The 19113-nt window shown below is 34.1% G+C and carries 30 protein-coding genes and 1 pseudogene; 9 read left to right on the top strand and 22 right to left on the bottom strand.

Going from position 1 to position 19113, the window contains the following annotated elements; all coding sequences use genetic code 11:
• Nucleotides 1-25: 25 nt before the first annotated feature.
• The 8 genes from ssb to ACFCT9_RS12475 form a co-directional block, all read right to left on the bottom strand.
• Entirely contained in the window at nt 26-505 is a 480-nt protein-coding gene (gene ssb, locus ACFCT9_RS12510) for a single-stranded DNA-binding protein (RefSeq protein ID WP_412519726.1), read from the bottom strand.
• Nucleotides 506-1135 carry an MBL fold metallo-hydrolase gene (locus ACFCT9_RS12505; protein WP_412519724.1) on the bottom strand — a complete coding sequence of 210 codons (630 nt, stop codon included), beginning with the start codon at nt 1133-1135 and terminating at the stop codon, nt 506-508.
• Nucleotides 1136-1203: 68 nt separating this feature from the next.
• Nucleotides 1204-2106 (bottom strand): recombinase RecT, encoded by a 903-nt coding sequence (locus tag ACFCT9_RS12500; RefSeq protein WP_412519722.1) that lies wholly within the window; start codon nt 2104-2106, stop codon nt 1204-1206.
• Nucleotides 2103-2432, bottom strand: a complete 330-nt coding sequence (locus ACFCT9_RS12495; protein WP_412519720.1) for a hypothetical protein — start codon at nt 2430-2432, stop codon at nt 2103-2105. Before ACFCT9_RS12495 ends, ACFCT9_RS12500 begins: the two co-directional genes overlap by 4 nt.
• Entirely contained in the window at nt 2429-4381 is a 1953-nt protein-coding gene (locus ACFCT9_RS12490) for an AAA family ATPase (RefSeq protein ID WP_412519718.1), read from the bottom strand. Before ACFCT9_RS12490 ends, ACFCT9_RS12495 begins: the two co-directional genes overlap by 4 nt.
• Nucleotides 4382-4383: 2 nt before the next feature.
• Entirely contained in the window at nt 4384-4650 is a 267-nt protein-coding gene (locus tag ACFCT9_RS12485; RefSeq protein ID WP_412519716.1) for a DUF1108 family protein, read from the bottom strand.
• A 96-nt stretch (nt 4651-4746) separates the two neighbouring features.
• Nucleotides 4747-4962, bottom strand: coding sequence for a hypothetical protein (locus tag ACFCT9_RS12480; protein ID WP_106421056.1), 216 nt, complete (start codon nt 4960-4962; stop codon nt 4747-4749).
• Nucleotides 4963-4977: 15 nt separating this feature from the next.
• Nucleotides 4978-5196, bottom strand: a complete 219-nt coding sequence (locus ACFCT9_RS12475) for a hypothetical protein (RefSeq protein WP_105988757.1) — start codon at nt 5194-5196, stop codon at nt 4978-4980.
• Between the two features lie 54 nt (nt 5197-5250).
• On the opposite strand from ACFCT9_RS12475, the gene ACFCT9_RS12470 reads away from it, so the two are divergent.
• Nucleotides 5251-5478 carry a hypothetical protein gene (locus ACFCT9_RS12470; RefSeq protein WP_023015315.1) on the top strand — a complete coding sequence of 76 codons (228 nt, stop codon included), beginning with the start codon at nt 5251-5253 and terminating at the stop codon, nt 5476-5478.
• A 21-nt stretch (nt 5479-5499) separates the two neighbouring features.
• Here ACFCT9_RS12470 and ACFCT9_RS12465 read toward each other — a convergent pair whose 3' ends face one another.
• Together ACFCT9_RS12465 and ACFCT9_RS12460 are read right to left on the bottom strand one after the other, a co-directional pair.
• Entirely contained in the window at nt 5500-5637 is a 138-nt protein-coding gene (locus tag ACFCT9_RS12465; protein WP_412519713.1) for a hypothetical protein, read from the bottom strand.
• Nucleotides 5638-5900: 263 nt separating this feature from the next.
• Nucleotides 5901-6161 carry a hypothetical protein gene (locus ACFCT9_RS12460; protein WP_412519711.1) on the bottom strand — a complete coding sequence of 87 codons (261 nt, stop codon included), beginning with the start codon at nt 6159-6161 and terminating at the stop codon, nt 5901-5903.
• An 82-nt stretch (nt 6162-6243) separates the two neighbouring features.
• On the opposite strand from ACFCT9_RS12460, the gene ACFCT9_RS12455 reads away from it, so the two are divergent.
• Entirely contained in the window at nt 6244-6609 is a 366-nt protein-coding gene (locus ACFCT9_RS12455; protein ID WP_070684229.1) for a hypothetical protein, read from the top strand.
• On the opposite strand, the gene ACFCT9_RS12450 is transcribed toward ACFCT9_RS12455, so the two are convergent.
• From ACFCT9_RS12450 to ACFCT9_RS12440, 3 genes and pseudogenes are all read right to left on the bottom strand, one after another.
• On the bottom strand, nt 6578-6823 hold the full coding sequence (locus ACFCT9_RS12450) for an MW1434 family type I TA system toxin (protein WP_412519709.1): 246 nt from the start codon (nt 6821-6823) through the stop codon (nt 6578-6580). The genes ACFCT9_RS12455 and ACFCT9_RS12450 overlap by 32 nt on opposite strands.
• Nucleotides 6824-6867: 44 nt before the next feature.
• Nucleotides 6868-7083: a pathogenicity island protein gene (locus ACFCT9_RS12445; RefSeq protein ID WP_412519707.1), complete on the bottom strand. Its 216-nt coding sequence runs from the start codon at nt 7081-7083 to the stop codon at nt 6868-6870.
• Nucleotides 7084-7094: 11 nt separating this feature from the next.
• Nucleotides 7095-7868, bottom strand: a pseudogene (locus tag ACFCT9_RS12440) (Rha family transcriptional regulator).
• A 59-nt stretch (nt 7869-7927) separates the two neighbouring features.
• Between ACFCT9_RS12440 and ACFCT9_RS12435 the strand changes: the two are divergent.
• Nucleotides 7928-8182, top strand: a complete 255-nt coding sequence (locus tag ACFCT9_RS12435) for a hypothetical protein (RefSeq protein WP_412519705.1) — start codon at nt 7928-7930, stop codon at nt 8180-8182.
• On the opposite strand, the gene ACFCT9_RS12430 is transcribed toward ACFCT9_RS12435, so the two are convergent.
• The 3 genes from ACFCT9_RS12430 to ACFCT9_RS12420 are packed head-to-tail and all read right to left on the bottom strand — an operon-like array spanning nt 8166 to nt 9381.
• Nucleotides 8166-8366: a hypothetical protein gene (locus ACFCT9_RS12430; RefSeq protein WP_070864624.1), complete on the bottom strand. Its 201-nt coding sequence runs from the start codon at nt 8364-8366 to the stop codon at nt 8166-8168. The genes ACFCT9_RS12435 and ACFCT9_RS12430 overlap by 17 nt on opposite strands.
• 38 nt (nt 8367-8404) lie before the next feature.
• Nucleotides 8405-9187: an antA/AntB antirepressor family protein gene (locus ACFCT9_RS12425; RefSeq protein WP_070864625.1), complete on the bottom strand. Its 783-nt coding sequence runs from the start codon at nt 9185-9187 to the stop codon at nt 8405-8407.
• Nucleotides 9187-9381 carry a helix-turn-helix domain-containing protein gene (locus ACFCT9_RS12420; protein ID WP_053018059.1) on the bottom strand — a complete coding sequence of 65 codons (195 nt, stop codon included), beginning with the start codon at nt 9379-9381 and terminating at the stop codon, nt 9187-9189. The genes ACFCT9_RS12425 and ACFCT9_RS12420 overlap by 1 nt, the downstream gene beginning before the upstream one ends.
• Nucleotides 9382-9644: 263 nt before the next feature.
• Here ACFCT9_RS12420 and ACFCT9_RS12415 point away from each other — a divergent pair, with 263 nt between their 5' ends.
• The 5 genes from ACFCT9_RS12415 (at nt 9645) to ACFCT9_RS12395 (ending at nt 11355) form a co-directional block, all read left to right on the top strand.
• Nucleotides 9645-9983, top strand: a complete 339-nt coding sequence (locus tag ACFCT9_RS12415) for a helix-turn-helix domain-containing protein (RefSeq protein ID WP_262583320.1) — start codon at nt 9645-9647, stop codon at nt 9981-9983.
• A gap of 12 nt (nt 9984-9995) precedes the next feature.
• The gene (locus ACFCT9_RS12410) at nt 9996-10667 is read left to right on the top strand and encodes an ImmA/IrrE family metallo-endopeptidase (RefSeq protein ID WP_070864627.1); all 672 of its coding nucleotides are present in this window, start codon (nt 9996-9998) and stop codon (nt 10665-10667) included.
• Nucleotides 10668-10739: 72 nt separating this feature from the next.
• Nucleotides 10740-10910, top strand: a complete 171-nt coding sequence (locus ACFCT9_RS12405; RefSeq protein ID WP_412519702.1) for a hypothetical protein — start codon at nt 10740-10742, stop codon at nt 10908-10910.
• A 45-nt stretch (nt 10911-10955) separates the two neighbouring features.
• Nucleotides 10956-11174, top strand: a complete 219-nt coding sequence (locus ACFCT9_RS12400) for a hypothetical protein (protein WP_412519701.1) — start codon at nt 10956-10958, stop codon at nt 11172-11174.
• Entirely contained in the window at nt 11161-11355 is a 195-nt protein-coding gene (locus ACFCT9_RS12395) for a hypothetical protein (RefSeq protein ID WP_412519699.1), read from the top strand. Before ACFCT9_RS12400 ends, ACFCT9_RS12395 begins: the two co-directional genes overlap by 14 nt.
• On the opposite strand, the gene ACFCT9_RS12390 is transcribed toward ACFCT9_RS12395, so the two are convergent.
• Nucleotides 11356-11952, bottom strand: a complete 597-nt coding sequence (locus tag ACFCT9_RS12390) for a hypothetical protein (RefSeq protein ID WP_412519698.1) — start codon at nt 11950-11952, stop codon at nt 11356-11358.
• Nucleotides 11953-12086: 134 nt separating this feature from the next.
• On the opposite strand from ACFCT9_RS12390, the gene ACFCT9_RS12385 reads away from it, so the two are divergent.
• A complete protein-coding gene (locus ACFCT9_RS12385) occupies nt 12087-13136 on the top strand; it encodes a tyrosine-type recombinase/integrase (protein ID WP_412519696.1) in 1050 nt (349 codons plus the stop codon).
• A gap of 67 nt (nt 13137-13203) precedes the next feature.
• On the opposite strand, the gene sufB is transcribed toward ACFCT9_RS12385, so the two are convergent.
• The 5 genes from sufB to sufC form a co-directional block, all read right to left on the bottom strand.
• Complete coding sequence (gene sufB, locus ACFCT9_RS12380; RefSeq protein WP_412519694.1) at nt 13204-14601, bottom strand: Fe-S cluster assembly protein SufB; 1398 nt, start codon at nt 14599-14601, stop codon at nt 13204-13206.
• Nucleotides 14602-14798: 197 nt separating this feature from the next.
• Nucleotides 14799-15269: a Fe-S cluster assembly sulfur transfer protein SufU gene (gene sufU / locus ACFCT9_RS12375; protein WP_412519692.1), complete on the bottom strand. Its 471-nt coding sequence runs from the start codon at nt 15267-15269 to the stop codon at nt 14799-14801.
• Nucleotides 15259-16509, bottom strand: a complete 1251-nt coding sequence (locus ACFCT9_RS12370; RefSeq protein WP_412519690.1) for a cysteine desulfurase — start codon at nt 16507-16509, stop codon at nt 15259-15261. Before ACFCT9_RS12370 ends, sufU begins: the two co-directional genes overlap by 11 nt.
• A gap of 192 nt (nt 16510-16701) precedes the next feature.
• On the bottom strand, nt 16702-18009 hold the full coding sequence (gene sufD, locus ACFCT9_RS12365) for a Fe-S cluster assembly protein SufD (protein WP_412519688.1): 1308 nt from the start codon (nt 18007-18009) through the stop codon (nt 16702-16704).
• Between the two features lie 65 nt (nt 18010-18074).
• Nucleotides 18075-18833 carry a Fe-S cluster assembly ATPase SufC gene (sufC, locus tag ACFCT9_RS12360; RefSeq protein ID WP_412519686.1) on the bottom strand — a complete coding sequence of 253 codons (759 nt, stop codon included), beginning with the start codon at nt 18831-18833 and terminating at the stop codon, nt 18075-18077.
• Nucleotides 18834-19113: the final 280 nt, after the last annotated feature.

Genomic DNA, 19113 nt, shown 5'->3' with positions numbered 1-19113 from the left:
ACCCTCCTCTCTTTTACTAACTAAATCAGAAGGGAAGATCGTCATCTTGGATATCGACTGGATCATTAGAATTTGCAAATGGATTATTATCATTAACTGATTGCTTCTGATTTGTATTATTTTGGCCATATTGCTGTTTAGTGTTGTTTGCATTGTAGTAGCTGTCTTGTTGTGTTTTTTGGCTTTTTTTAGGTTCTAAAAATTGAACACTGTCCACTAATACTTCTGTAACAAATATTTTTCTTCCTTCGTCATTCTCATAACTACGTGATTGTAAGCGACCATCAACGCCTGCAAGACTTCCTTTAAACAAGTAATTGCTTACGTTTTCTGCTTGTTTTCTAAAAACAACACAGTTAATAAAGTCTGCTTCACGTTCCCCTTGCGCATTCGTATACGTACGATTAACCGCTAGAGTAAAAGTCGCTACACTTACGCCTGAGGGTGTCGTTCTGTATTCAGGATCCTTAGTTAAACGGCCTACTAATACGACTCTATTAATCATTTAATTTCCTCCAATGTATACAGGCACACCAGACACCTGTTGTATCTCATTTTTAATTCGTTCAGCATCTGCATTTGTGCTGCTTAGATGAATAAGATTGATTTGTTGCAGTTTGCTTAGATCATTCGCTTTTAAGAATTCAACTGCATTCTCTAAACTGAAATGACTTTCCATAACTCGATTAGATAACGCTTTATGAAGTACACCGTCTTTGACATTCTGCAGCATCTTTTCATATACGTAATTGACTTCTAACATCATGTGAGTGATACCTTTGAATTTGTATTTAACGTACTTTGTATCTGTAAGGTAAAGGACCTTATAACCATAATCGCTTTTGAATAGGTAGCCTACAGGCTCTTTAGCGTCATGTTCTACTTCGAAAGGTAGAATGGACCATGTTCCGATTCTTAACTCTTGTTTGGCTTTTAAAGTACATAATCTGTGACTGTTGATGTTTAATGCATCTTTTGTACCTTGTGTCATATAAGTTGTAATTCCGTGGTTTATATATTGTTTTACATATTTAGCATGATCACCGTGTTCATGTGTGATAAGACATGCTGCAAGTTTTCTAGTCTTGAATGTTAATGCTATCTGAACATTGCGAAAGTTTATACCAGCTTCCAATAAGAGTGAGGTATAGCCATCACTGATGCGATAGCTATTCCCCTGTGAGCCAGTTGAAAATACTTGTATTAAAATGGCTCAACATCCTCTCCGACTTCCTCTGCAGGCTCTTCTTTTTGAAATGCTTCATTTTTAGGTTCATTTGCAGGTTCTTGATATTCTGTGTAAACTGCTTCTTCAAAATCAATTTCTTCTTTGTTTGCATTCTGTTCGACTTCTGCATCAAAGACTTCTTTGCGTTGACGTTCTTCTGATTCTTGTGCAAATCTTAAAAGTCCATCATCAGATGAAGTGTTGATGTAACGTTTAGCAGCACGATTGATGACCGTTTTCTTAGCCATCTCTTCTTTGAAGTTGTTATGTGTTTTTGATTTTTTTAGTGCTGCTTCGTCTTTAATCATTGATGACTGCAACCATGCTTGTTCAATTTGGTCCATTGTCATAACTTCGATATAATTCTCACGATCATCTTCAAATACGATTGTGCAGTATGCACCTTTGATTTTGTTTTTATCGATATTAAAGAAATCTTGTTCGTGTTTAATACCTTTGATACGACCGACAGAATCTAGTTCTTGTTTAAAGCTATCATCTTCGTAAATGATTTGTGCTACAACATCTTTAGCACCTGCATCACGTTTGAGCAATAAGATATTACCGAATACACTTCTTTGAAGTTGCATCTTATCTCCGTATGGAATGAAGTAGCATTGGTCTTTTGCAGGATTTAACCCTTGTGTGACCATGTCCAGCAATGCATTGGCTGTACTTGCTTCTGTACACTTAGCTAATTTGAAATCTTGACTGATTTTCAACCATGCTTGCTTCATAGCATTGCTTGGTGAATAGTTTTTTGGAAGTTCTAAGTTGCCTTTCGCTTCTAAAACCTTAACTTTGTTCAGAACGCTGTCAGAAATGTTCTTCTCCGCTAATAATTGCTCTTCTACTTTTTGTAATTTATTGTTACTCATCTTAATTCCTCCATGTCTTTGATTAGTTGAATATCTTCTGCACTCACTTCATAAATACAGTTCATTCTTGTTGCGACTAAATAAACTTTGATGGTTCTGAATCCTGTTTCTTTTATTTCGGTTTCACTGACCTTCATAAAAGTTTTAGATTGTACAACTCCGTAACGATGACCACAGATAAATCCTTTTTCTTCACAACTTGTTTTACTTCTGATTGCTAATTCTTTTCGTTGGTTCTCTTTTCTGAAATCATCTGGACCAATACTCTTTCTTGTTTTTTGCCATTTGGCTTTTATTTGTACAAAATCACCTAATTCGTATTTCATTGAACATCCTCCGCTCTAAGTTGTTGATCATCTCCGCTGACAATCAATCTGATTTGTTGTGCATCTGTTTCAATCAGTTTTGTAACCGATTCAGCATTATCGATAAAGATAGGTGCTTCAATCTCATAGTATCGGCCTAAAGTATTGATGATATCTAAACCAACATTGATACGTGCTGCGTTGTTTAAGCCCGAATCATACTCAACACCGTTAACAGTAGTAATACATGTTTCTTCCGTATCTCCGTTAACTAATTGATTGAATAGCTTGAATTCGGCGTATTTGAATTTGTTGTTGATATTGTCTGTCAGCATTTCAATTTTCGTGTTAGTGAATTTGTTCAATTTGTACAATTGCTCAGATAGCTCTTCTTTTTCATCAAGCAAGTTATCTTCTTCTGTTCGCAGATCTAACACTCTGTTTTGTGTACGTTCGTTTGCCTGTTCTACATATTTGATTGATTCGATTTCTGATTTCTTGCTTTCAGCTGTTTTCAATTCTTCTTCAAGTTCTTCAACCTGTTGATTTATTTCCGAAGCAATATCTTTTCGCTTGTTGCTGATGTCTGCAATATCTTGCATGATTTGTCGGTATTCATCTGTTTGTGTCACATCAACTGCTTCTGCTTTTAATGCTTTGATTTTCTTATCAATAGAATTAGATTTCTCTACCGCTTCATTAGATAATTGCTTTTGTTTCTCGATTTCTCTTTGAATGTTCTCTAATGTCGGCTTAATAGATTTACCTTGCTCTAACGTGTATCCTTGTTTAGCTTTAAGGTTCTCTAATTCTTCTGATTTACGCTTGTTGAAAATGTTGAACGCTTTTTCTTTAGCTTGTTCGATTTGGTATTTCGGCAACTCTTGTCCGCAGCACTGACAAATCGTGTCATCAGTGTGTTCAAACTGTTTAGCGGACACTTCTTTGATTTGTGTTTGAATATCTTTATAATCTTTTAATAATGTTTCTCTGCGTTTAGCTTCATGTTCATACTCATTTTGTAATCTCTTTATAGTTGATTCAGCGTTGATAACCGTACTGTTTTCAGTATTGAATTTATTTGTAAGTGAATGAATTTTATCTTCAGTATCATTACTGAAATTCTGTTCTAAACGTTTTAATTCAGATTGTTTGTCAGTTAATTGGTTACGTAAATCAATGTCAGCTTTACCATTTTTAACTTCTAAAATTTTGTTGTTAATCTCTTCAATCTGTTTGATTGCTGCTTTGTAATCATCTTCGTTGTATGGTTCTACTTCCTGCAATCCTTTTTGTGCTTCATTAATACGTGTAGGGATATCTTTAATATCCTTATTGATTTGTTTGATTTTATCGCCTAATATTTTCTTTTTCGTTTCGATATCATGGTCAGATAAGATATCATTGATACCGATTAATTCATCATCTGTTTCGATAATTGCTTCATCACTGATTGGATCTGCAATTTGGAACAAGATTTCTCTACGCTTTTTCCAATCCAATGTATTAAACGCTTCTGGATTAGTAACCAGTTTAAATACATCTTCATCTACAATTGATTGAATGTAGTTTTTGTACTCAGTAACTTTCAAACTTTCTTCATTTACATATTGCTTTTTAGTTCTGCTGCGACTGTACTCTTTTCTGTTCGTCTTAGCGTTAGTTGTATATTTTGCGTGTGACTCTTTACGTAGTGTTAATGGTTTATCATTCAGTACCATTTCTGCGGTGACTGTCGGTGTCAATTCGTACTGTTCTTGATTATTCTTATCAAGCGGTACTAAGTTGAATGATTTAGTCGTACCGTCTAAGCCTTTATCAAACAACAACCATTGTAATGCGACTGCAGTTGTTGTCTTTCCGCTTGCGTTAGCACCGTAAATATTTGTGTTGTTATCTCCAAAGTTAAAAGTTTGTTTTGTAATACCTGCAAAGTTTTCAATTCTTAGTTTTTTTAATCTTATCTTCATCTTTATGACCACCCTTTCGAAAAGTAAGCCATGATTTTGTCGAGTTCGTCTGTCTGTTCTTCAATAAATGTATATACATCTTGTTTAATAATCTCTTCTGCAGTTTCAATATCTGATAAACTGGCGACTGCTGTATTTGTGACGTAAACATTATTTACAGTCGAAATTAAAATACTGATATGATCATCTTCTCTTGCGATTTCTCTCATAAACTCAAAGCCGTCTACCTTGAATTTATGACGCACTACTGCGCCTTGTTCAAAATACATTTGATTATTCCTCCTGAATTTGATAATTTAGAGGGTGAAAAGTTTCTAAAACATTACACCCTGACTGTTAGCAATTGCCGTTGCTAGCAGTCTTTTTTAATACTTAATTGTAAATAACGTAATATACTCTTCGCCGTCATCGACTGCTTCCTCTGTTTCATCTTCTTCGAAATACCATACATCGAAAAAGAGATAAACCGCTAACGATAAAAGCAATGACCACGCTGCGGATATGATGAAATCTTGTGTGATAAGTGTCAGTGTGAATGTGCTTGCAAAGCAGAATGCGTATGCGATCCAGAATGATTTCATTTATATATCTCCTATTTAAATGTTAGCTTCTTTTAACTCTTTAATTACTTCATCCGATAAATCGCAGTAAGGGAATTTTTCTCTCACTAATTGGATAGGGAGTTTTCCTCTAATTGCAATAAAGCCTTCTTCTTCAAGTTGGCTGTTTAACTCTCTAACAATGGTGGATGCTTTACTTTTACTAACACCTGCTAGTATCTGTATATCTTTTATACTTAAATAATTGATGATCATAATAGCGTCTCCTTTCATGTATAATGTTGTTATCAACCTAAGGAGGTGATAACTATGACTAAAGATGAATTTTTTGAAATTTATAAATCTAAGTTAGAGTCTGCTATTAACCAACATGAAAATGATTTCGAAACTAAACAATCCTATATTTATTTAATTGATAACGAATTGCCTAATCTTGATAAACAAGCAAAATCATTTGTATTAAAACAACTAGTAACTCGTCATGTTGAACATGTTGCTTTAGTGGATCTAATTCAAGAACTCGTTGTTGATGAGTAATCTATAATTACGTTCTTTAATTCAAAAGTTTTTTATAGAAGCACCCTTTTTATTTACGGATAATTTAATTCCATGATCTTTTCTTTTCAGCACTTTCTCTAATATCATTGCAGCGATATATAAGAGGAGTGCTATTTTGATTGTTTTGAGTTTGCTCATTTTGTTTCACCTCCTTGAATCTGTTCGTTTGATTATTTTGATATAATCACCTGGGGAGGTGATTTATGTGAGCTTCAAAATGTACTGTTATTTATTTTCTCTTTATCTTAAGGGAAAGTTGAAATACAAAGATAATAGAGACATTGAACGTTTATTAAATAAAAAAATTATTCATCAAATAATAGTTGATTTTGATGGCTGCTTTCCTATTCATGATGAATATGTTTATATTACTAACGAAGGTAGAGAATTCTTCGAAAACTTTAACTTAAAATTTGCAATACCGCTGCTACTATCGATATTGTCATTGCTAGTATCGATAACAGCACTGATAATTTCGATTGTGTTTTAGCCTCTTCATTCGGTCGGTTATTCTCATTCAATGCCCTTATAAGATAGCCGACTGAACGATTATAATCAGAGCTTCCTTTTTTCAAAGCTAGTAATAAAAATTTAGATTTAGTTAAGCGATAATTATAATCATTGAATATCGCTTTCAATTCATTCTTTCCTTCTTCGCTCAATATATTTCACCTCCTTAATTCCGCTCGATTGTGGGTTTTATTCATAAATTTTCTGCTATACTCCTGTTATGGAGGTGATACTATGACTTTGATAACCGATGAATTCGAAGTACTTACTAAAGATCAACAGTATATTTTGTCAGTACTTTATAAAAATTATTTAGAATGTGTTAAGTCTGGAGTTGTTAAACTAACTTGTAATAATTTTGAAAGTGCGGAAGATATATACTCTAAACATTTTCAAAAACTACATTTTGAGGATGTAGAAAATGATTTGAAAAAACTTAAAAAGCATGGATTCCTGAATGGTATTTTTGCAGATAACACCATTTATCATGTGACTATTTCAGATAAAACTATTGTTTATTTCGAAAATGAGTTTAAAAATAATTTAAAAAGTATAATTGATAGCATTTCTAAAATTGCTTCAATAATTCCTGGTCTCTGATTGGGTTGATAACCTCCCAATCATCTGCCATTAAGTCATCTGCTGAAGGTTGCCAATGTCTAATGAGATGTTTTCCATCATTACTTGACACTATGCAGTTTAAAAAGCTATCATTCGTTGGTAACACTTGAGCTTGATGACTTTCTTTCCATTCTTTTCGTGTCATTGTTAATAGTTCTTTCGTAGCTAACTTTGTTGCTTCTTGAATGCTCATTCCATTTCCTCCTTAAATTCCGCTCGATTGTGGGTAGGATGTTGTTACTGGTTTGGTTCAGGCACAAGTTTAAAATGTTCTTCAATCTCTTGTTCTGCCCAATGCATAACTTCTGCTAAATGTTGTTCTCTGCTGATTTCTATCATTTCTACCTTTCCATCTTTTTCAATAGCATGTTCATATGTTTCATAATCATCAGCGGCTTCTTGTCTTAAGTAGTAATAAATAAGTGTGAGGACGTTTGTTTGTTCTGGTGTCATTTATACTCCTCCTAAATTTCAAACTGGCTAATATCTACACCGTATTTAATCGCCATATTCTTAATTACTGAAATGTAAATTTCAATAAGTCTAGGTTCGTCAGTAATAACATCTAACTTAGACAGTTTATTAATCTGGGTTTTAGTAGCGCCATTCGCTAACATTTTGCCTTTTCGGTTTTGCATACGGATTTTTAAATTACAACGCCCTTTTTCTTCTAATGCTTTATATGCTTCCGACTTAATCTTCTTATGCATGTCCCCGCCACCTAGGTGTTGAGCGATAGCTGATAGAATTTTATTTGTGTCATTACGCTAGTTTTTCGTTTCAATACCTACGATGTGACGAATACCTGTGATTTGACGTTCCATCTCTTTATTGAATTGTTCTTGGTTCTTTTGTACTTTGAACATCATTTCTAATGCCTGCATAGGTGTTTGTGGCACGTTCAGTTGTGATTGTTTAATGTGCTCGTCCATTTTATGAAATGCGTCTACATACATTGCAGTGAATAAAACGCCTTTAGATCCTGTCATTTTGTTTGCTACCATGTCGCAACCTTTTTTAGTGAGTAGGTAGTGTTTGTATTGTTTACCAGTTCCTGCTTGATAAGTGCTTTCTAAGAAGAATTCATCAGAACTCAAATTTGAGTTTTGACTCAACAACTCTTGATAATTTTCAATATCTCTCACTAAGTTTGCGTGTCTTTTATCTACCATCTCCGCTACTTCTCGACTGTCTACATAAAATTCATTGTTATGTTCTACTACTTGTAAATCTTGCATGTGGTTTTATGCTCCTTTCATGTATAATATTGTTATCAACCTAAGGAGGTGGATAAATTATGAAAAATTATTATCATCTTTTAACTTTTTATGATGATGTAGCTGAAAAATCTGCTAATAGCTTTCTTAAAGATGGTTGGGAACTTGTTCACGTTGGCACAAAATTGATTGATATTTTGGATAACGGACAAGCTTATTACAATACTGAATATGTTCTTGGCGGAACTAAGGAACAGTATGAAAAGTACATTGCTGATTCTGAAAAAGCTAATAAGGATTTTTTTAGTCAATTCAAATCTAACGACGATGATTAGCTAGGTAATGTTGTTCTCTATCAATTAGGTAGAGAACTTCTTTTATTTCTACGTATGAAAGTTTGGCGTTTTTAATTCCTTCGTTTAAATCTTTTTTTAGTAGCTTTTGTTCATCGTTGAGTGAATCATTCATTGCATTAATACTATGAATCTGTGGGTACGCTGTTCTTTTAAGTCCTTGCATGTGATTTCCTCCTTTAAGTTGTTTGTGATTCTTTTTCTTTAAATCTCAATCGCTGATAATCTAACGTCATTAATAAATTGAATTGCTAGATCTACATCTTTACGTTTGATGTGATTATTAGGTGCGTTACCTTTCATGCCTAAGTGTTTTTTAGTCAGTACGAGTAATTTGCGTTTGGCTTTGCCTATATGAAACTTCTCTTGTTCTTCTGCTTTTTTATAAGCGATCGCTTGCTCGTACACATCACCGATAGTATCTATTGTCATTTGCAACCCTTGATATTTAAGTGTTTCTTCCGCTTTATCCTTAACAGCATATTTGATTGCTAATAAATCTTGTGGCGTTACATATTCGCCTTCAAATTTGTTGTTGAGTTCATCTAATTTCTTATTGCTTACTTGTCCTGTTGAAATTAAATAATCAAGTTTGTCACTTACTAACTGTTCAATGAGTTGGTTCATATCCTCTAATGAAGTAATTCCATAAGCGCTTGCTAATTGATTATGTTGTCTTTCTACTTTGATGAAGTAACCTCTGATTTTTCTTCCGATTTCACTACGTTGTATCATCGAAATTTCCTTTGCCATGTCGAGTGTCATGATGTGGTCATCGGTAAGCTTGTAGCCACCATTTGCAATTGGACTTTTTTGTCTGTTTGTAATGTAATCAATGTTTTCTTCAAATCCATAAGCAATCATTCTGTTCATCCATTTTGGATACGGAGTTTTAATTTTTAGTCCTTTGTGTAATTCACGTCCACTTACTGCGACTGTTCCATCTTCATTTCGCTTCAAATTAAAAAGTTGTTGAATTTCATTCATTAATTCTTCACCTCTTCTTTAATTTCTAAGATTTTTGCAATACGTTTCTTTTGCTCAAATGCATCTCTGCGTCCACGCAAGATGTCAGATAAATAAGCACTTGAAATACCTAACATATCTGCAAGTTGTTTATTCGTGATGTTACGTTTAAGTAATTCCATTCTTACTTTCATGCCGAATTCTGTTGTTGCCATGATTTTCACTTCCTTTAACTTTTTTTCTAAGCGTATAAATTACCTATTGAAAGCAAATAACTTTTATGCTAATATTTAAGCATAGCTTAATAAACCTATAACAACGCTATTGAGCACTGTTAATGCGGTCTCTTTACTCGTTCCCCAACGAATATTTGTTATTTGTTTAATGGCTAAATTTAAAGCTTAAATACAGTATAATAACTTATTTGCTATTTATCAAACTGAAATAACAAAAAAGTTAACTGTGATAGGAGAATTTTATGAATTTAGTTCAAAGAATACGCAACTTATGCAACTCAAAAAACATGACTTTTGCTGAATTAGAGAGAGTTTTAGGTTTTTCAAACGGTCAAATTAGACGTTGGGAAAGTTCTAAGCCAGGTATTGATAAAATTCAAAAAGTAGCCGACTACTTCGATGTATCTGTTGACTACTTATTAGGTAGAGAAAAAGATGAATACACTGGCGAGCAAGAAGACGAAGAAATTCGTATTATGCATCGTGGTGTAAAAAATATGACTAAAGAAGAGAGAGAAAAAGCACTAAAAATGTTTGAAACTTTCTTTGATAATTGGGATGAATACACTAAAGACAAGTAAGGGGATTTTATTGTGCATTTTATTTATCAAAATTCATTTTTAAAAGCAGCGCGTGCTGTAAACGCCGTAATTGAAACTAACTATATAGATGAATTCCCTTTACCCATTAAAGAAATTATTGAAAATGATAGTAATGTGGAATTATTTACTTTCAAAGAATTTTGCAACATGACTGGTTATACATTGAAAGAATTACTAACCTATGGTGGTTCTGATGAAGCTTTTCATATTAAGAAAGGCAGTAAGTTTGCCATTATTTACAATGAAAATGTTTATAATAGAAGATTACGTTTTACGTTAGCTCATGAATATGGGCATTATATTATGCAACATGACGGTATGAGTTATAAGAGCACACCTATTTTTCATGACGCTCAACGCACTCGTATTGAGGAATATGAAGCAAATTCCTTTGCCTCTTGTTTGTTATTCCCTCTGGATATTCGATACAAATATCGTAATGTATTAAATATAGGTGATGTAGCAGATATGTTCAAAATAAGTTATCAAGCTGCAAAAGTAGCGTTAGACATCTTTGATGAACATATGGATAGTGGTTTAGAAGAACACATATCTATGTTTGAACATAGGCACATGGAAACGTATATATCATTTCTCGATGAAATGCTCGGCGAACAATTAGAAGAGTATAACCAAATAATGAGGGCTGAATACGGATATTAACCCCCCTCCACTCTGGGGGATTTGGTATAAAAGAAGACTTCTGCATAAGTAGACATAAAGGGGGAAACAAACATGAAAATTAAAAATTATTCATTAACTTATGACAATTATAGGGATCTCGTTACCATTTATGCTGAGACAGAGTCAGGTATACCTTTCAGCTATGTATTTAGTGAAGACCAAACAGTTAGAGAAATAAGAGAGAAGTTAATAGAAATAGCTAATAAATTGGAGCAAGAATAAAAGGTGGAAGTGATTGAGTTATTTTAAACAAAGGAGGAATGAAGAATGACAAAACATAGTAAAACTCTCATAGCATTAATACCTTTTTATCTTTATTTCTTCTTTCAAGGATTCTACGTTGTTATTTATAAGGAAAGTCCGATTGCCAGAGTATTGGCAGTTATTAGTATGTTGATTTTTACTATCTTATTAACGCTGTTTATAACAACTGATTTAATTCGAAATAAGAAGAAAAGGAAGGAAAATAAAAATGAAGAAAGATAATGATAAAACTAATATAAACAAAAAAACACCCGGCCATTTGGGAGGTGGACCAGGTGGAGAGACAAGAAGTAATAAGCCGGTAAAAAAGAATTATAGAAATCATAACCAAGAACATATACTGCCATCTGAAAGTCGATTAGAGCAAATATTTGGCGATGATTATAAAAAAGATAGAAAATAACTACTTTTTAAACCCATATATTTTATAAAAGTTACTAGAGTTTGATTTGTGATAAACATAGTACATTTGAGATTGATTCAACACATCGTCATCAAATCTTTTAGTGGTAGAGATCACAAAACTTACATCCAGGTTATCATCTACTTGATGGTGTTTTAATAATCCATACATTGATGGTTCATTAATAAATTCATCTTTATAGCATTCTACATAATAAACATAATCTTCCATAGATAAAATGTTATCAATCGAATGTTGAAAAGTTAAAGGATTTAAGTTCATATTTTTTCTAGACTTATTCATCACGTCTCTAAATTTACTGATCACAAAAACATAAACAAACTTGTTTAAAACATAAATTATAATCAAAGAAGCAATTATAAATGCTAATATAATCGAAATTATCTCATTAGGAACCCATATTGATATAACTGATTTCATTAATATAAAAATACCAATACTAATTAACGAAAACATAATAGAAAACATCTTTTTGGTTTCTAACTTTTCGGTATCGAACAAGGTTAAATAGTCTAAGTAGATGTAAGTAAATAACCCAGCAACACCAGAACTGCATAATAATAAAATTAATTCCAAAGCTCCACCTACTTTTTCTTTAATTATAACATTTATTTATCAATAAGTTTAACATTAATAGCAACAAACTATTCACCGGGTACACCACCGTACCCTTATTATTTTTTACCTTTTTTGAGGAGGAATGATTAAAAATGCCAGTTTATAAAGATGAAAGTACAAATAAATGGTATTTTTCTGTCAGATATAAAGATGTATACGGTAATAACAAACGTAAAATGAAACGAGGTTATAACACTAAAAGAGAAGCTAAATATGCAGAAGCGGCTTTTTTAAATGATATTAATGAAGGTTATAGCGATTCGAATACGTTTGATTATGTATTTAATCATTATTTAGAACATAGTGATCTAAGACCTAAGACTAAGAAACGAAAACAAAATGAATATAACAGACACTTTAAAGATAAGTTCGGCCACATTAATATGAACAAGATTACGCAGAACCAGTGCCAGGAATTTCGTAAATACCTAATGGATAATATTCCTTCTACTAATACAGCACGTACAATTTGGTCTGGTTTCAAAGTAGTTATCAACTACGCTAAAAAATATTTCGGTTTGCGTATAGATCCTACTATCTCAATCAAACCGATTCCCCCTGTTAAACCTAAACCAAAGTATATGTTAAGAGAAGAATTTGATGAGCGTGTAAAGGAAGTGGAGGAACAAGATTATCAAGAATTATTTAAGTTAATGTTTTATACTGGTTTGCGCATTGGAGAAGCAATGGCGTTAGTATGGACAGACTTTAATAAATATAAAAAAGAGATATCCATAGACAAAACTATGGACATCTCCAACAGAACAATATACCCTAGCGCTAAAACAGAAAGCTCTGAAGATATTGTCCCACTACCTAATTTCATCAATGAAATGTTAGCTGAACGCTACCAACGTGAAAAAGCAGCTAACAAATATTTTAATGAAAGAAGTTATTTTATTTTTGGAGGGATAGCACCTAAACATTATAGTCATGTTCATAAAAAATTTCAAAAGGCTTTCCCACATTATAACATACACGCGTTGAGACATTCTTACGCATCTTTTCTTGCAAATAATGGTGTAGATATTTTCGTTTTACAGTCACTCATGAGACACGCTCAAATCACTGAAACGATGGGCACTTACAGCCATTTATATACCCAGAAAAAGCATGATGCGATAGCCGTATTTGACGAGTAAATGGTATCAAAATGGTATCAATAGCCGTTTTTCGACTACAAGAATCGCTCAACCACGCGGTTTATAGCTATCCAATGCTGCCTTCCATTTCGAATTTAATTAGACGGTTCATTTCAACGGCATATTCCATTGGTAATTCTTTTGTGAATGGTTCAATGAAGCCCATTACGATCATTTCAGTTGCTTCTTCTTCTGAAATACCACGGCTCATCAAGTAGAAGAGTTGTTCTTCTGATACTTTAGATACTTTTGCTTCGTGTTCTAATGAAATGTCATCGTTCATGATTTCATTATAAGGAATTGTATCTGAAGTTGATTTGTTATCTAAGATTAACGTATCACATTCGATGTTCGCACGTGCGCCTTTAGCTTTACGTCCGAATTTAACGATACCACGGTAAACAACTTTACCGCCATCTTTAGAAATTGATTTTGAAACGATAGTTGAAGATGTGTTTGGTGCTAAGTGAATCATTTTCGCACCCGCATCTTGAACTTGTCCTTTACCTGCTAAAGCGATAGAAAGTGTGCTACCTTTCGCGCCTTCACCAGCTAATACACAGTTAGGGTATTTCATTGTTAACTTAGAACCTAAGTTACCGTCAACCCATTCCATGTTACCATTCTCATGAACTAAAGTACGTTTAGTAACTAAGTTATAAACGTTGTTTGCCCAGTTTTGAATTGTAGTATAACGAACGTGTGCATCTTTGTGTACAATAATTTCTACTACAGCTGAGTGTAGAGAGTTTGTTGTGTACACAGGTGCTGTACAACCTTCAACATAGTTCACTGAAGCACCTTCATCAGCGATGATTAAAGTACGTTCGAATTGACCCATGTTTTCTGAGTTGATACGGAAGTATGCTTGAAGTGGTGTATCTAATTTAATATTCTTAGGAATATAAATGAATGATCCACCTGACCATACTGCTGAGTTCAACGCTGCGAACTTGTTATCGGCAGCTGGAACTACTGAAGCGAAGTATTCTTTGAATAATTCTTCGTTTTCACGTAATGCAGAGTCAGTGTCTTTAAAGATTACACCTTTCTCTTCTAATTCAGCTTCCATGTTTTGGTAAACAACCTCTGATTCATATTGTGCAGAAACCCCAGCAAGATATTTTTGTTCTGCTTCAGGGATACCTAAACGGTCGAAAGTACGTTTGATTTCATCTGGTACTTCGTCCCATGAACGTTCTGCTTGTTGAGAAGGTTTTACATAGTACGTGATATCGTCAAAGTTTAACTCTGACAAGTCGCCGCCCCATTGTGGCATTGGCATTTTATAGAATAATTTCAATGCTTTTAGACGGAAGTCTAACATCCATTGAGGTTCTTCTTTCATTTTTGATATCTCAGTTACGATATTTTCCGTTAATCCGCGTTCTGATCTGAAAATGGACACATCATCGTCGTGGAATCCATATTTGTAATCCCCAACATCAGGTGCTTTTTTAGCCATTTCAATCACTCCTTTTATATAATCAACACGATACATAGACACGTGACAATATTTCAATCATTGATAGAACTTCATGATGATTTATAGCTTTCACATTATCCGATTGGCTAATGTTACTTGTATAAACCAGTCTATCATGGAACTGACAAGTTCGAAACCTCCTTGCCAGTTACCTATTCTTTACCCGTTATAAGTGCTTACTTTGCATTTTCTTCAGAATCGATATCTGCTTTACCTTCACGTTCCACAGTACCTTTTTCTAAAGCTTTCCAAGCAAGCGTTGCACATTTAATACGAGCAGGGAATTGAGAAACACCTTGCAGTGCTTCGATATCTCCCATATCTTCAGTTAATTCATAATCTTCGCCAAGCATCATTTTAGAAAATTCTTGACTCATTTCTAATGCTTCTTTTAACGAATGACCTTTAACTGCTTCAGTCATCATAGATGCACTAGACATTGAAATTGAACAACCTTCACCATCAAATTTAGCATCCTCAATAATGCCATCAACAATATCGAAAGTAAGGTGAATTCGGTCTCCGCATGTCGGGTTATTCATATCAACAGTTAAAGAGCCGTTATCTAATTTACCTTTGTTTCTCGGATTTTTATAATGGTCCATAATTACAGATCTATATAGTTGATCTAAATTATTAAAATTCATATGAGAAAAACTCCTTCGTTTGGTTTAAAGCGTAAATTAATTGATCAATGTCTTCTTTAGTATTGTAGATATAGAAACTTGCTCTTGCTGTTGAAGATTGATTCAACCATTTCATTAATGGCTGTGCACAGTGATGTCCTGCACGTACAGCAACACCTTCTGTATCTAAAGCCGTCGCAACATCATGCGGGTGAATATCTTTCAAGTTGAAAGTAATTACACCTGCACGTCTATCTTTTGGCGGACCATAGATTTCTAAGCCTTCAATCGCAGACATTTGTTCGTATGCATATTCAGTCAATTCTTTTTCATGTTGATGAATCGCATCAAAACCAATGTTTTCAAGATACTTAATTGCTTCGCCTAAACCGATGGCTTGCGCAATTAAAGGTGTACCTGCTTCGAATTTAGTTGGCAAGTCTGTCCAAGTTGCTTCATATTTACCTACGAAGTCAATCATGTCGCCGCCATATTCAATGGGTTCCATATCTTTAAGCAGACTACGTTTGCCATATAAGACACCAATACCTGTAGGGCCTAGCATTTTGTGTCCACTGAAACTGTAGAAGTCTACATCTAAATCTTGTACATCAATTTTCATGTGTGGTGCTGCTTGTGCACCGTCCACGCTGATAATTGCGCCATGTTCATGCGCAACTTTCGCGATTTCTTTCACATCGTTGATTGTACCTAGTACGTTAGATACATGTGCAACTGCTACAATTTTAGTATTATCATTAATTGTCGCTTTTACATCTTCGATGTTTAATTCACCCGTTTCTGTCATCGGGATGAATTTTAAAGTCGCACCTTTACGACGTGCTAATTCTTGCCAAGGTACAATGTTAGCGTGATGTTCCATTTCAGTTACGACAATTTCATCGCCTTCTGAAATATTCGCATCACCATAACTATGTGCGACTAAGTTAATAGAAGCTGTTGTACCTCTTGTGAAAATAATTTCTTCAAAGTAGCGTGCATTAATGAAACGTCTTACTGTTTCGCGTGCACCTTCATAACCATCTGTTGCTAATGAACCGAGTGTGTGTACACCACGGTGCACATTAGAATTATAACGTTTATAATAATCGTCAATCGCTTCGATCACTTGAAGTGGTGTTTGACTTGTTGCTGTTGTATCTAAATAAGCTAAGCGTTTGCCATTGACTTGTTGTTTCAAGATTGGAAAATCTTCTATAACTTCATTAACATTTAGTGTTGTTTCGGCCACTATATCCACAGACCTTTCTTCATTAATAATCACTTGTCGTACAAAATAACTTACAAGCTGACAGGATTTAATGAATAATAATTGACTGCGAACTGTTTATTCAAAAGCGTAAAGAGAAGGAGGAAACATCGCACAGTGATGCAGACACATCAGCTGACTTCCTCCTGTTTTAATCTCTCCTGCCTAGCTTATCTGTTTGTTTTATTTTGCAACTTTTAATTCAATAACTTCACGTAATTGACGTTTAACATCTTCAATCGGCAACTCTCTTACTACTGGATCTAAGAAACCATGAATAATTAAACGTTCTGCTTCTTGACGAGAAATACCACGGCTCATTAAGTAGTAAAGTTGTTCATCATCCACACGGCCTACTGATGCTGCGTGACCTGCTTCTACATCATCTTCATCGATTAATAGAATTGGGTTCGCATCGCCACGTGCTTTTTCTGAAAGCATTAACACACGTGATTCTTGGTTCGCAATTGATTTTGAACCGCCATGTTTAATGTATCCGATACCATTAAAGATGATTGTCGCTTCTTCTTCAACTACACCATGTTTAAGAATGTAACCATCTGTTTCTTTACCGTATTGAACGATTTTAGATGTTACGTTTGATTTTTGTTGACCAGTACCTACTGCTACTGATTTCAATTCACTTGTTGAACGGTCACCAATCAAGTTTGTTGTATTATCAATGATTTGGTTGCCTTCATTCATTAAACCAAGTGCCCAGTTAATAGATGCGTCAGCTTCAGTAATACCACGACGAATGATGTGGCCAGTGAAACCTTTATCTAAATAATCTACTGCACCATAAGTGATTTTCGCGTTTGGTCCAGCAATAACTTCAGAGATAATATTCAATTGATTGCCTTCACCGCTTGCATCTGACAAGTAGTTTTCAACGTAAGTCACTTCCGCGCTTTGTTCAGCCGCAATAATGACATGGTTGAAGAAGCTTGCATTGTCGTCATCATGTAAAACTACATATTGAATTGGATGTTCCACAACTACATTTTTCGGTACATATACAAATAATCCACCGTTGATTAATGCAGTATGCAATGCTGTTAAGCGATGTTCATCAACGTTAACCGCATCTTTCATCAAATATTTTTTAACTAAATCATCATGATTCACTAAAGCTTCTGCTAAACCTTCAATGATTACACCGTCTTTTTTCGCTTTTTCTGAAACGCGTGTATAAGCAAGTGTATTATTGTGTTGAATGACTAAGTTTTCAGATTTATCTACATCAATAATCTTTTCAATTGATTCTGGTACTTCGCTGATATCTGAATACGTAGCAGCTTTTGTTTCGAATTGTTTAAATGAGTCGAAATCCCATTTTGTGATTTTAGTTTTATCTGGTTTTGGCATTTCTAAAGTTTCAGTTAGTTTCAACGCTTCTTTACGTAATTCTGTCATCCAAGAAGGTTCATTTTGGGCTTGTGAATACTCAACAAGTTCTGCTTCAGAAATGTTCAAAGTTTCAGTCGTCATAACTTAATATCCTCCTAACGATACTTATAACATTTAATCGGTTGTTTCATCTTTGCGTATATCACTTACGCTTCGCTGAATTCTTCTTTAACCCATTCATAACCTTCATTTTCTAAACGTTGTGCTAATTCTGCACCGCCAGTTTTAACGATTTTACCGTTATACATAACGTGTACGAAATCAGGTGTAATGTAGTTTAATAAACGTTGATAGTGCGTGATGATTAATGAACCAAAGTCATCTCCACGCATTTCGTTGATACCTTTAGATACAACTTTCAACGCATCGATATCTAAACCTGAGTCGATTTCGTCTAGGATAGCGAATTTAGGTTGTAACATCATTAATTGTAAGATTTCGTTACGTTTTTTCTCGCCGCCTGAGAAACCTTCATTAAGGTAACGTTGCGCCATATCTGGATCCATATCTAGGAATTCCATTTCTTTATCTAATTTCTTAATGAATTGCATTAAGTTGATTTCTTTACCTTCTTCACGTTTCGCATTGATAGCTGAACGCATGAAGTCAGCATTTGTTACACCAGTAATTTCTGATGGGTATTGCATCGCAAGGAATAAACCTGCTTTTGCACGTTCGTCAACCTCTAATTCTAAAACGTTTACACCGTCAAGTAATACTTCACCTTTAGTTACTGTGTAAGCTGGGTGGCCCATGATTGCTGCTGATAAAGTAGATTTACCAGTACCGTTAGGTCCCATTACTGCATGAATTTCTCCCGTGTTAATTGTTAAGTTAACACCTTTTAAGATTTCTTTATCCTCAATAGACACGTGTAAGTCTTTAATCTCCAATGTTGATGGCATTAAAAGTCCCTCCGTAAACATAAATAGTATTTCAATTACTAGTTTATAATAATTTTAATCTGTAGTCAAAACCGCACTACATTGTTACATTTATAAATTATAACGCAATTAAACCCCAGAATAAACCTTTTAAGTACCTAAATAAAAAGAATTATTAAATTGTAATGAGTTTCATTAAAGCGTTTTAATGTGAAATGCTGCACGATTTTCAAAGTCACTGATTCTCATTTTCTGTCCTTCTATTATCATTACCCACATCTTTGTCACATATTAGTATCAA

The sequence above is a fragment of the Staphylococcus simulans genome, assembly GCF_047037175.1.
GTDB lineage: Bacteria > Bacillota > Bacilli > Staphylococcales > Staphylococcaceae > Staphylococcus > Staphylococcus simulans_C.
Note: the sequence above shows the minus strand (reverse complement) of the source record. Positions and strands in the feature narration are given on the sequence as shown.